Genomic DNA, 13,105 nt, shown 5'->3' with positions numbered 1-13,105 from the left:
AATGGGGTGAAGCTATGTCTGTAGTAGGTGAAGAAAGAAAGCGAACCATTCTTGAGAAGGTAGAGTTTAAAGGGAAAGTAAAAGTTTCAGAGTTAGCGAGAGAGTTTGCTGTATCAACAGAGACGATTCGTCGTTATTTAGAAGAATTGGATCGTGAAAAGAAGTTGAAGAAAGTGTATGGTGGAGCCGTCCAACTTCCGGGAGCTGGAATAGAGGCACCAATGTTAGAACGAGAGATGCTGCATATAGAAGAGAAGAAGAGAATTGGGTATAAAGCAGCAACGTTTGTGGAAGATGGGGATGTGATTGCGATTGATGATGGAAGTACACCACTTCAAATGGTGCCATATCTTGTTCATCGTAAAAATTTAACGATTGTAACAAGTTCATTTCCAGTAGCTACACAATTAATTTCTTCTATTAATAAAAAGATGTTTCACGGTGAAGTTTTATTTATTGGTGGAAAAGTATCTCCAAAGCATTCACGTGTGTCAGGTTCTATTTCGCAGCAAGTAATCCAGCAATTTCATTTTCATAAAGCATTCGTTTCGATTGATGGATTGTTACCTGGTTTTGGGGTTTCTAGTTTTGAATTAGAAAAGGCGAAACTGTCAGAAGCGATGCTGAAATTAGCGGAGAAAACATATATTTTATGTGATCATACAAAAGTAGGGGTAAAAGGAAATTACCGAATAGCAGCATTTTCACGTATTCAACATGTAATTTGTGATAAGAAAATGCCCTATAGTTTTGAAGAGGAAGTCAAAAATCATAATATTCAATGGACAATTTGCTAAATAAATTGAACTCCCACCTGTTTTTGAGGTGGGAGTTTTACTGTCCGCAAATAGCGGGATAAAAGATTTGTATGTATGCAAAAAGTGGACACATTTTCTCATCTCTTTCATATAATTTACCAATACAAAAAAAGTTGGTCGAAGGAAAGAAGGGAGAAGCATGTCAGAACGGATATATAATAAACTTGTATTGTATGCAAATATTTTGCAAAAAATTGGTTTTATTAATGAAAAAGAAAAAAGTGAAATTCTTCATACGCTAGGTAAAAAGGCCCTTTGATTAAAGGGTTTTTTATTTTTTATCTTTGGAAATATAAACTTAGTGTAATATTACCATTGACAATGATAATGATATTCATTATCATTTATTTGTAGATAATTGATAACGTTTATCAATTATGAAAATTATATATGATAGGGGATATTATTTTGAAAAAAAGTTATATTAAGGCGCTAGTAGTAGCCACAACATTAGCAATTCCATTTGCTACATACTCTACTCCCGCATTAGCAGCACTAAAAGCTGAAGCAAACCAGTCGGTGGCAGCAGCTAGTGAACGTACATACGATACTGAGATTAAAATATATAAGGATCAAAAAGATGAGCCATCTATGGTTTCTCAGTACATAAAAAATCCTAAAGTAGCAATTGAAGATGGGAAAAAAATCGTTACTGTAACAATACAAGATAGCGATTATTTTCAATATCTTAGAATAGAGGATAAAAACCAACCTGGTGTATTTCAAGATGTGAAAGTTTTATCAGAAGATAAGAGGAAAAATGGAACGAAAGTGGTCCAATTTGAAATTGGCGAATTTGAGAAGAAGCATAATATGCAAATGCATATACTTATTCCGGCCATCGGATATGATCACAAATATCAAGTTCAATTTGAAATTAAAGATCCAACTGTAGGTGACAAAGAAACAGAGAAACCAGATGATAACTCTAATTCAGGCAATACGGAAACGGATCGTCCAGTTGATAGTCAAAATATGATAACAGATAACAAATTAAGAGAACTTGTTAATAAAAAAGTATTTAATAGAAAAGATTTAAATACACCAATTACGAAAGAGGAGTTATTACAAGTAAAGGACTTGTTTTTAAACACGAATGAGATTCTTGATTATAGTGCATTAAAATATATGCCAAATTTAAAATCTTTAACAGTTGCGAATGCGAAGATAACAGATCCGTCGTTCTTTGCTAATTTAAAGCAATTAAATCATTTAGCTTTGCGTGGTAATGAATTTTCAGATGTAACACCACTTGTTAAGCTGGATAATTTAGCATCTCTTGATTTGAGTAATAATAAAATTACAAACGTTGCACCACTCGTTGAAATGAAAAATGTAAAAAGTTTATATCTATCAGGCAACCAAATAGAAGACGTAACAGCATTAGCGAAAATGGAACAACTAGATTACTTGAATTTAGCAAATAATAAAATTACGAATGTTGCTCCATTAAGCGCGTTGAAAAATGTAACATACTTAACTTTAGCAGGTAATCAAATTGAAGATATTAAACCGTTATATTCATTACCTTTAAAAGATTTAGTATTAACGCGTAATAAAGTTAAAGATTTATCGGGTATTGATCAAATGAATCAATTAAATAAATTATTTATCGGTAAAAATCAAATTGAAGATGTGACACCACTTGCTAAAATGACTCAGCTTACAGAATTAGATTTACCTAATAATGAGTTAAAGGATATTACTCCATTATCAAATCTAGTAAACTTACAAAAACTTGATTTAGAAGCAAATTATATTTCAGACTTATCGCCAGTTAGTAAGTTGAATAAGTTAGTATATTTAAGTTTTGTTGCAAATGAAATCCGCGATGTTAGACCAGTAATAGAACTAAGTAAGAAGGCTTATATTAATGTTCAAAACCAAAAAGTCTTTCTAGAGGATACAGAAGTAAATAAAGAAGTAAAAGTACCTATATACGAAAAAGACGGCGAGGTATCTACAAAAATCCGTCTGAAGAGTGATGGTGGTACGTATAGTAATGGTGTAGTGAAATGGAGTACACCAGGTGAGAAAGTATATGAATTTGGAGTGAAAGATCCATTTGCAGATACAGGTATTTTCTTTACAGGATCTGTAATTCAAAATGTAGTAGAAAGTAAAGGGGACAACAATTCTAAAGAAAACAATACTTCTAAAGAAGATGAAAAAGTAGAAGTAGTAGAATTTAAAGATGTACCAAAAGGACATTGGTCAGAAGAAGCAATTCATTATTTAGCGAAAGAAAATATTTTCAAGGGATATGGAAATGGACAATTTGGATTTGGGGATAGTATTACTCGTGGACAAGTTGCGTCTTTAGTACAAAGGTACTTGAAATTAGAAAATAAAGTAGAGCAGAAAGAGAGATTTACAGATACGAAAGGGCATATGTTTGAGCAAGAGATTGCCACAGTTGCGCAAGCTGGAATTATGCAAGGAGATGGTACTGGGGAGTTCCGTCCAGATGGAGTATTAACTCGATATGAAATGTCAGTAGTATTACAAAAAGTATTTCAGTTAAAGGGAAATGAAAAGAGTGTAGAGAGCTTTACTGATGTGCCAAAAGGTCATTGGGCAGAAGGCTATGTGAAAGCTTTAGCGGATAATAATATATCAAAAGGTGATGGAAAAGGAAACTTTTTAGGTGATGATTTCGTAACACGTGAACAATATGCACAGTTTTTATATAACGCAATAAAGAAATAAAAGATGAGAAAATACGTTATTCTTTGATTTAAAAAGAATAACGTATTTTTTATGTACAAAATGAAATAGGGAATAGACAGAAGTATAGATATATGGATGGCCCATTTTAAAGAAGAGCTATGAAACTATATTGACAAAAAGGCGTTATCATGTGATAATTCAATTAAATTTTTAGAATAATCAAAAAATACTCCTTTTACATAGAAAGGATTCGAACATTATATAAATATTATGCCGGGGGTGACGAAATGTTATTTTTTCTAAAAAAATGGAATGAATTAAAAGATGTGAAATCTGAATTGGCACTTCGTGATTGGTTTTATGGTACAAAAATTAGTTTATCACTCTGTACGTCAAAAGAGCCGTTAACTTTTTTAATAAACGTTGAGGGAAGAGATAAAGGGTTATTTTCAGAAGAAGACTTTATTGTTGTTAATTGTATGTGTGAGCCAGTATTTGAAAATGAAGAAAAACCAGCTGCAGAATCGTTTATGCATGCGGATATTTATAAAAAAAGTAGTGCAGAATGTATTTTACAAGTGCAGACTGTAGATAGTCATTTAATATCAGAGTTATATGGAGAAGAAGGGGAAGTAACATTCGATAAACGTAGTGTGGAACGTGTTTTTGGAAAAGAAGGTATAACAGAAATGACAATTCCCATTGTAGAAGATGAGAAGAAATTTGCTGATTTATTAGAAAATAATGTACCGAATTTTATTGAAGGTGGAGGAGTAGTTCTTGTTCATAATTATGGCATGATTGTGTGGGGGAAAACTCCAGAAGAAGCGAAAAAATGGCTAGAGGGTATAGAATATTTAATGAATTACCATGTAAAGTTGTTAATGATAAAAGGTGCAAAGAGCTCTGTTATATAAAATGTTTGTGATGTCGTTACAAGTCAATAAAAAATGAAAGCGTTTTAAAAATAATTTCACTCATAAAATATAGGTCTCCTTATTATATATAGATTACATGTTGACATGTAAGGAGGAACATATTTTGCGAGTTAAATATCATTTTCTGCCAAAACAGCAAGTAACATTTTGCAAAATGAACGATTCAGGTGAAGAGGCTTTGCACATTATGAATGAAACGGGATTTCGAGCAATCCCTGTATTAGCAGAAGATGAAAAGAAATTCATAGGGATTATTTATAAAGTAGATCTTTTAGAAAAGAAGTGTAATAGCGGATTAGAGAAATTAAGTGCGGAACATATGCTGGGAGATTCCTCCGCATTTATTTTTGAAAAGGATTCTTTTTTTAGAGCATTTTATGTTATTCGTCGACTTCCATTTTTAGCTGTGCTAAATGACTATAATGAATTTGTCGGTATCTTAACACATTCCAATATATTTGATGTTATTGAAGATTCATTCGGTATGCGGACGGGTGGTTATATATTAACAATTGCAACACAAGATTGTAAGGGAACGATTAAAGAACTTGGGACATTGTTGAAAGCATTTAATATCGGTGGATTATTTACACTAGATAACGGTGATCAATATATTCGCCGCGTTATCGTAAATATAGCAGATGAGTTAAATGAAAAAAGATTAAAGCAATTAATCGAAAAAATAGAGAAAAAAGGATTCAGGGTGAGTCATGTAGATTATATTTAAGGTGAAAAGGAAAGGTACCAATTTGCTATATGCAGATTGGTACCTTTTTAGTGTAAGTAATGAATCTTATTTTGAAACAGGAGGTGGAGATAGTGCTAAATCAGATAAAAAAATAAAATCTGCATGCGCGCGAATGTTAGGAATAGAAGTTTCTATAACACGTGATGTAATTTCACCTGGAGGTCCAACGTGTCCAATAGCTACCATAATCGGTTTTTCTTGAAGTTTTTTAATGAGTAATTGGGCTTGTTTTGAAATATGTGCCGCCGTATACACATCATCAAAAAATAATTGATTTTCAATAATAGGCACTCCTAATTCTTTCCCGATTTTTGGGACAACACTCTTAGGATTTGTTTTGCTATCTAAATAAAATAAACCGTGTTTTTTACAAGCTGCAAGTATAAGTCGTACAATTCTTTCGTCCGCGGTCACTTTTGATCCCATATGATTGTTCATGCCAATTGCATGCGGTACTTCTTGAATCGCTTGTTCGAGTCGGTTATTTATTTCTTCGTCGCTTAAATCAGTTGTAATTGCTTTTGGTCCAAGCCATTCTTTTTTACCTTTAATAGGTTCCATTGGCATATGTATAATAACTTCGTGCCCTTTCTTATGAGCCGCTATCGCATCTTCCTTTGTGGAAGGGAGAAAAGGCATAACGGCAACAGTCAGTGGAATAGGAAGTGATAACATTTTATCAGTCCCCTTCATATTATTGCCGAAGTCATCAATGACAATAGCGACTTTGTTTGTATGGGCCTTTGCTTGAACAGGAAACAAGAAGGATGGTAAAAACATAGTAAATATAAGCAATGCAATCGTATATTTGCGCATATAAATATTTCCTTTCTATTTTATCCCGCTATTTGCGAGCAGTGAGGAATGGACAAAATCCCCAATGATTAAATTTCACTTTATCAATCATCATTATGTTTTGCGTTTTTATATAAATTAAACAAAAAATGTCGAAGAAAAGTATATGGAAAATAGAGAATCCGCTATTTAATTGGTATTTGTAAAAAAAGAAGATGAAAAAAATGTCTATTATTGCGAATGTATTTACAAAGATAGAATAATTTGTAATAATTCTCAAAGTGAGGGTAAAGATTTGTAAATTACAGGGAGAAAATGTTAAATTTTCTGATTCTTCAAATTCAAATATGATTAAGTAGTTAAAAGGCCGATGGAGAAGTAAAGTCGAGAGCACGGAAGTATAATAAGGGGGATATGGATGTTTACTGTAAAAAGGAAGTACACATTAGAAAAGCTTTCACGTGATATTCATATGAAACGTGAAGAAATGATTCAATTAGGTTTAACAAGTGGGTTAAATAGTATGGAGACAATTCAAGTGAGTCAAGAATTGGACAAGCTTATTTTACAGTACCAGTGTTATAAAGAAAAACAAACACCAAAATGGTTATCAATTATAAAGGTACCTATTTTTCAAATTGGGTATGAAGGGAAATCAAGTAATTTTTGGCGAATGCTTGTGGCTGGTTTTATGAAATAAGTATAATTACCCTTTTGGGATAAGGATAATTATACTAGGTGTAACGGAATTTCGATATGAACTGTCGTTCCTTCATTTTCTATACTATCAATAAAAATATGCCCATTGTACATCTCTACAATTCGTTTACATATGACAAGTCCAAGACCGGTTCCAGTATCTTTATTAGTAAAGAACGGATGAAAGAGGTGTTTTTGAATATGTTTCGGAATTCCCTTTCCAGTATCTGTAATTTTCAATTGTGCGTGTGTCTCATTGTTTGTTACGGAAATGGTCAGTGTGTCACCAGAATTCATGGCTTCAATTGCATTTTTTGTAATGTTTAAAACCACTTGTTTCATATGGTCTTTTGAGCAACGGATATGAACAGGATGGTCTGGCAAATGTAAATGGAATACAATGTTATGTAGATTCGCCTCAGATTGAATAATTAATGCTACCTCATTTAGAATGGTTCTCACATCATATGTTTGTTCAATGATAGCAGTTGGCTTTCCAAGAATAAGAAATTCGCTTACAATTTCATTAATCCGTTCTATTTCTTGTTCGATGATGGAAAAATAAAACTGATCTTGTTCATCTTTATATTTCTCTTTTAATAGAGCGACGAGCCCTTTAATTCCGGTAAGAGGATTACGGATTTCGTGGGCTGTACTAGCTGCAAAAGTTCCAACTAATTCAATTTTTTGTAGTTCATTTTGTTGTCTTTCCAGTTTTGTTTGACGTTTTAACAACATATATTGAGCAAGTAAAAATAAAATAGACATTAAAAATAAAGTAGCTATACACTCTATTGCAACCCACTGATATAAAGTTTTTTGATGGATAGGCAATGGAGAAACAGAGACCTTCCAATTTAATCTTTTGAGTGGGGTAGTAAGCATATTAGAATGCGCATCACTTGTTTCGTTATTATCATCGGTGAGAAAAACTACATCATGTTTATCAGTTACTTCAAAATGATATTGTGGCTTAATGGCATTTAAAGATGCTGAAATGTAGTCAAAGCGTAAACTTGCTAACAATAAGCCTGAGATTTCCTTCTGTTTATTGAAAATGGGAGAAGCAATCATAATAGCTTGATGTCCAAGAACACGATCTGTAATGACTGATGATACAGTTGTTTTCTTCGTTTGCAATACGTCTTGAATATATTTGCGATCTGAGACATCAACAGGTGGCCGGTCGCCTTCAGATGCGATTGTAATGATTCCTTCTGGTGTAGCGTAATATAAACCAGAAAAACGTGCATCGTTTCCATCTGTATCATGTACAATTTGTTTAACTCCATTTATATTTCCAGTCTCGGTTCCTACGACCTTTGAGAGCATTTTTAATGCGGAAATTGCTTCACCAAGGTGATGATCTAAATAGTCTCTATATAAAAAGAGAACCGTGTGAGCAGATAGTTTGTTTTCCTGCTTCATTTTATACGAATGATATGAATAAAATGTAGCACCAATCCCTATCGTTGGTAGGATAACAAGAACTATATATAAAACTATGCTGTGGAATTTGACTTTCAAATTTGGTACTCCTTCTTTTTTATTATCATTATATATAAACTATGTTAAAATTGTCATGTTTTTATTCAAGAATCATTCATAATATATTTGGGGAGAGGAAATGAATGAGTGAATACTCATTCGGAATTCAGATGAAGTACTAAGTTGTTTTTTCTTTTTATTACTGAGAATTTAAGTGAAGGGTTGAAAGTTGTATGACATCAAATAATGAACGAGAAGATATTTCTCAATCTTTAAAAGTATTTATTGCATTATCTCGTGTACATCGTTCTGTTATGGATACTACAAATAAATCTATACAAAGTAACGGGCTAAATCCAACTGAATTTGCTGTATTAGAACTGTTATATCATAAAGGCGGTCAACCACTTCAGCAAATTGGTGAGCGTATTTTAATAGCTAGTGGCAGCATTACATATGTTGTAGATAAGCTAGAGAAAAAGGGACTAGTAAAGAGAATTCCGTGCCCGAATGACAGACGTGTTATTTATGCACAACTAACTGAATCTGGAGAGAGCTTTATTGCTTCTATTTTTCCAGGGCATGAGCAAGTTATACATCAGTCTTTTGAAATGTTAACGAAAGAGGAAAAGGATGAATTACTAGCTCTATTAAAAAAGATTGGAAAATATGAAAAATAATAGTATGTTTCAAAAGAGCTTTGGATAAAGAAATCCAAGGTTCTTTTGTTTACATGTAATTATGACAGCATCTGCCGTATTTTGTTGAAGAATAAGAGGAGATTTGTAAGTAAGCATTGAATTATAGTAAGGATGCACATAATGGAGAGGAGGCTCGTTCATGTCATTTAAAGACTATGAATATAAACGGCCAAATATTGAAGAATTAAAAGAAAAGTTTACCGTTGCTTTAGAGAAGTTTGATAACGTAAAAACGGTAGAAGAACAAAAACAAGTCATCAATTCAATTAACGAAATTCGCAACGACTTCGGTACAATGGGGAACCTTTGTTACATTCGTCATTCTGTTGATACGACAGATGCTTTTTATAAGGAAGAGCAAGATTTCTTTGATGAATTCTCTCCAGTTGTACAAGGATATGGTACAAAGTATTATAATGCGTTAATTCATTCTCCATTCCGTGAAGAATTAGAAGCGTATTATGGAAAGCAATTATTTGCTTTAGCGGAGTGTGATTTGAAAACATACTCTGATGAAGTTGTGAAAGATTTACAATTAGAGAATAAATTGTCTTCACAATATACACAGTTATTAGCATCTGCAAAAATTGACTTTGCAGGAGAAGAAAGAACGTTATCGCAACTGATTCCGTTTATGCAAGGGAAAGAAAGAAGTGAACGTAAAGCAGCAAGTGAAGCATATTACGGATTTTTAGCTGAGAATGAGGAAGAGTTAGATCGTATTTATGATGAGCTTGTTAAAGTGAGAACGAAAATCGCCAAATCTTTAGGTTTCAAAAACTTTGTTGAACTTGGATATGCAAGAATGTACCGTACAGATTATAATGCGGAAATGGTGGCGAATTATCGTCAGCAAGTACTAGATTATATCGTTCCCGTTACAACGGAGTTAAGAAAACGACAACAAGCACGTATTGGTGTAGAGAAGTTAGCATATTACGACGAAAACTTTGAGTTTGCTACTGGTAATCCAACTCCAAAAGGAGATGCGGATTGGATTGTTAATCATGGGAAAACGATGTATAAAGAGTTATCGGCTGAAACGGATGAATTTTTCAATTTCATGCTAGATAATGATTTATTAGATTTAGTTGCGAAAAAAGGAAAAGCTGGTGGCGGATATTGTACATATATTGAGAATTATAAAGCGCCATTTATTTTCTCAAACTTCAACGGAACATCTGGCGACATTGATGTATTAACACATGAAGCTGGTCACGCTTTCCAAGTATATGAAAGTCGTAAGTTTGAAATTCCAGAATACAATTGGCCAACGTATGAAGCATGTGAAATTCATTCTATGAGTATGGAATTCTTTACATGGCCATGGATGAAGTCATTCTTTGAAGAAGATGCAGATAAATATTATTTCTCTCACTTAAGTTCAGCACTTCTGTTTTTACCGTATGGTGTATCTGTTGATGAATACCAACATTATGTATATGAAAATCCAGAAGCATCACCAGAAGAGCGTAAGACAGCATGGCGTAATATAGAGAAAAAGTATTTGCCGCATCGTGATTATGAAGATAATGATTATTTAGAGCGCGGTGGATTCTGGCAACGTCAAGGACATATTTATAGCTCGCCGTTCTACTATATCGACTACACATTAGCACAAATTTGTGCACTGCAATTTTGGAAACGTGCAAGAGATAATAGACAAGAGGCATGGGAAGATTATGTGAATCTGTGTCAACAAGGTGGAAGTAAATCATTCTTGGAATTAGTAGAAGTTGCAAATTTAACATCACCATTTGCTGAAGGCTGTGTGAAAAGTGTCATTACAGAAATTGAAGCGTGGCTACGTGCGATTGACGACACAAAATTGTAAAAAACATGCGCTTTTTTTCACATGTTTAACATCGACATAACGAGAAAATGATGAGATAATAAAAGAAAATTCAGAATACTAAAGAGGTGTTTCTAATAAGGAGCACCTCTTTTCACCAACAAAAAGGGGGGAAAGAAGTATGCTTCAATCTAATATGGATGTGAGTTTAGAAAGTTTGGTGAACTTATTACAGTCTACTCGAAGCACGCTATTATCAGAAATTGAAATGTTAAATGATACAGAAGTGAATGTAAAGCCACGCCGTGATAAATGGAGTATTATTCAAATTTTGCATCACTTGCATTTAGTTGAACAATCAGTTACATCTGCCCTTGTATATGCTTTACAAAAAAATGAAAGAAATACGACTCCATTTAAAGACCTCCAACTTACGCTTGATCGCACACATAAACGAGAAGCTCCTCAGCAAATGGAACCAACAGAAACGTTAATGAAAAAACAGCAAGGAATTCAATTACTAGAACATTCACGACAAGAACTATTACACGCGCTTCATAGTGTGATAGATGAAAAAGATTTATTTGAAAATGGATTAAAGCATCCTATTTTTAACGATTTGAATTTGTATCAGTGGGTTCAATTTCTTGATTTGCATGAACAAAGACATCTTACGCAGTTAAAAGAGGCGAAACACGCAATTTTGCAACGATAATCAGAAGGAAGTGGGAGACCACTTCTTTTTTGATACGTGCATAGTTTTCTTTCTTATTTTGGAATACTACATGGAGAAAGAACAGAAGGAGTTGAAAAGTATGTCCAAGAAAAAGAAAGAAGAAGAGCGCGCGTGGAAAGCACGTAAAGAAAATCAAAAACCACATGGTAAAGTGAAAGCCTTTGCTGAATTAGTTGAAGGAACAGAAAAAACGTGATGAGTATTTCATCACGTTTTTTGTATGAGTGGAAAAGTTAATAAGAAGGTTGTACCTGTACCTTTTTCGCTTATAATATCAATTTTTCCGTTCATAGCTTGAATAACACTGAATACGACCATCATTCCAAGACCAGTTCCTTTTTCTTTCGTTGAGTAGAAAGGGGATCCAAGGCGTTTTACTTGTTCTTGATCCATACCAACTCCTGTATCTTTTATATACAATTGTATATGCTTATGGTCTGGAACTAAAGTGAGTACGAGATCACCGCCTGTAGGCATTGCCTCAATACAGTTTTTTAAAATATTTAATAAACATTGGTTTAGTTTTTGTTTTTCACCAGCGATATAGAAAGATGTACTTTGTTTGATATAGTGGATACGAACATTTGTTAAATTAGCAAGAGGTGTGATTAAAGATAAGGCATGCAATAATTCTTCCTCTACTTGTAACTGTTGTTCTTTTTCAATACTTGGTTTCGCGAAAGTTAAGTAGTCTGTAAGAACATGATTTGCTTGTTCGATTCCGTTGATGGCTATGTCGATATATAATTTTCGCTCTTGCTCAGTGCATGTATTTGACTGCAAGAGTTGTAAAAATCCTTTTGTTGAAGTTAATGGATTGCGAATCTCATGAGAGATGGACGCTGCCATTTCTCCAATTAAATGGAATTTTTCGGCATTCATAAGTTCGTTTTGAAGACGAACTTGCATTTGTAGTATGTGTAGCAAATATAAAATAAGGATTGTTCCAATTATTGTACATATTTCGTACACGATAATATGGGGTATGTAATCGGCGCTATTTGTAACCTCTGAGAGGAAAGAAGGTACCCAGCCCAAGCCAAATATGAGACTGTAAAAGATAGCGAGTGCTATTTTTATTCGATTAGAACTTCGGTTAAATAGTTTGTATGTTAATAGTAGAACAATAAACAGTAGAACCGAAGCGATAAGGGATGGAAAAACACCTATTCCCCCTAATAAGAAGCGGTATATGTTTAATACAGTTAAGATGGAAGCACCAGCAATAGGGCCCCCTGTTAATGTACCGACAATTAATACGATATGGCGCATATCAAATTGAAATCCATAATTTGTTTTTGCTCCGAAAGTAATACATAGTATGGTAGCGAGGCAACATAATGCAATAAATATAGCTGAATTTAATTTAGGAGAACGTTTCCCTTTTTGATTCCAAAATAAATGGTATACGAGCATTGTAACAAGGATGAATAATATATTTAGAAAGAGATAAATAATAAAGGGTTTCAGTGGGGTGCCTCCTCTCTTCTCGCATTAAATTCATCATACTATAAAATGAAAGAAATGAAATGAAAAATAGCGGAAAAATCAGAAATTTTTTCTGGTAGTATACAATATGTTACAATAAGCTTTGTCAATGAAAGAAGGAATTCCGTGCATTGCACGGGAGAGGTTCGCGAACTCCCTCTATAAAAAACTATGGAAACAACAATATCTTTAGGTATTGTTTTGTTTTTTTATTGTGACAGTTCAAGAACGT

The 13,105-nt window shown here is 33.4% G+C and carries 12 protein-coding genes and 1 riboswitch; of the genes, 9 read left to right on the top strand and 3 right to left on the bottom strand.

The window, feature by feature from the left end; translation table 11 throughout:
- The first annotated feature begins 14 nt into the window (after positions 1-14).
- The 4 genes from CER22_RS05395 (at position 15) to cbpA (ending at position 5,153) form a co-directional block, all read left to right on the top strand.
- Positions 15-797: a DeoR/GlpR family DNA-binding transcription regulator gene (locus tag CER22_RS05395; protein ID WP_000117659.1), complete on the top strand. Its 783-nt coding sequence runs from the start codon at positions 15-17 to the stop codon at positions 795-797.
- 429 nt (positions 798-1,226) lie between these two features.
- A complete protein-coding gene (locus CER22_RS05390; RefSeq protein ID WP_098133181.1) occupies positions 1,227-3,527 on the top strand; it encodes an NEAT domain-containing leucine-rich repeat protein in 2,301 nt (766 codons plus the stop codon).
- 248 nt (positions 3,528-3,775) lie between these two features.
- Positions 3,776-4,405 (top strand): class II aldolase/adducin family protein, encoded by a 630-nt coding sequence (locus CER22_RS05385; RefSeq protein WP_048545015.1) that lies wholly within the window; start codon positions 3,776-3,778, stop codon positions 4,403-4,405.
- A gap of 124 nt (positions 4,406-4,529) precedes the next feature.
- Positions 4,530-5,153 (top strand): cyclic di-AMP binding protein CbpA, encoded by a 624-nt coding sequence (gene cbpA / locus CER22_RS05380; protein WP_048545012.1) that lies wholly within the window; start codon positions 4,530-4,532, stop codon positions 5,151-5,153.
- A gap of 66 nt (positions 5,154-5,219) precedes the next feature.
- Here the strand turns inward: cbpA and CER22_RS05375 are convergent, their stop codons facing one another.
- A complete protein-coding gene (locus CER22_RS05375; RefSeq protein WP_046958227.1) occupies positions 5,220-5,990 on the bottom strand; it encodes a divergent polysaccharide deacetylase family protein in 771 nt (256 codons plus the stop codon).
- A 397-nt stretch (positions 5,991-6,387) separates the two neighbouring features.
- Here CER22_RS05375 and CER22_RS05370 point away from each other — a divergent pair, with 397 nt between their 5' ends.
- Positions 6,388-6,669, top strand: a complete 282-nt coding sequence (locus tag CER22_RS05370) for an aspartyl-phosphate phosphatase Spo0E family protein (RefSeq protein ID WP_000495532.1) — start codon at positions 6,388-6,390, stop codon at positions 6,667-6,669.
- Positions 6,670-6,698: 29 nt separating this feature from the next.
- Here the strand turns inward: CER22_RS05370 and CER22_RS05365 are convergent, their stop codons facing one another.
- The gene (locus CER22_RS05365; RefSeq protein ID WP_088608351.1) at positions 6,699-8,195 is read right to left on the bottom strand and encodes a DUF3149 domain-containing protein; all 1,497 of its coding nucleotides are present in this window, start codon (positions 8,193-8,195) and stop codon (positions 6,699-6,701) included.
- Positions 8,196-8,389: 194 nt separating this feature from the next.
- On the opposite strand from CER22_RS05365, the gene CER22_RS05360 reads away from it, so the two are divergent.
- The 4 genes from CER22_RS05360 (at position 8,390) to CER22_RS33595 (ending at position 11,581) form a co-directional block, all read left to right on the top strand.
- Positions 8,390-8,836: a MarR family winged helix-turn-helix transcriptional regulator gene (locus tag CER22_RS05360; RefSeq protein ID WP_000203344.1), complete on the top strand. Its 447-nt coding sequence runs from the start codon at positions 8,390-8,392 to the stop codon at positions 8,834-8,836.
- A gap of 160 nt (positions 8,837-8,996) precedes the next feature.
- Positions 8,997-10,691 (top strand): M3 family oligoendopeptidase, encoded by a 1,695-nt coding sequence (locus tag CER22_RS05355; protein ID WP_087984813.1) that lies wholly within the window; start codon positions 8,997-8,999, stop codon positions 10,689-10,691.
- A gap of 139 nt (positions 10,692-10,830) precedes the next feature.
- Entirely contained in the window at positions 10,831-11,364 is a 534-nt protein-coding gene (locus CER22_RS05350; RefSeq protein WP_088608350.1) for a DinB family protein, read from the top strand.
- 100 nt (positions 11,365-11,464) lie between these two features.
- The gene (locus CER22_RS33595; RefSeq protein ID WP_000038254.1) at positions 11,465-11,581 is read left to right on the top strand and encodes a DUF6254 family protein; all 117 of its coding nucleotides are present in this window, start codon (positions 11,465-11,467) and stop codon (positions 11,579-11,581) included.
- 11 nt (positions 11,582-11,592) lie between these two features.
- Here the strand turns inward: CER22_RS33595 and CER22_RS05340 are convergent, their stop codons facing one another.
- Positions 11,593-12,801 carry an ATP-binding protein gene (locus CER22_RS05340; protein ID WP_088608349.1) on the bottom strand — a complete coding sequence of 403 codons (1,209 nt, stop codon included), beginning with the start codon at positions 12,799-12,801 and terminating at the stop codon, positions 11,593-11,595.
- Positions 12,802-13,008: 207 nt separating this feature from the next.
- A riboswitch (PreQ1 riboswitch) is annotated at positions 13,009-13,052 on the top strand.
- Positions 13,053-13,105: the final 53 nt, after the last annotated feature.

The organism is Bacillus sp. K2I17, assembly GCF_002209985.1.
Taxonomy (GTDB): domain Bacteria; phylum Bacillota; class Bacilli; order Bacillales; family Bacillaceae_G; genus Bacillus_A; species Bacillus_A wiedmannii.
Note: the sequence above shows the minus strand (reverse complement) of the source record. Positions and strands in the feature narration are given on the sequence as shown.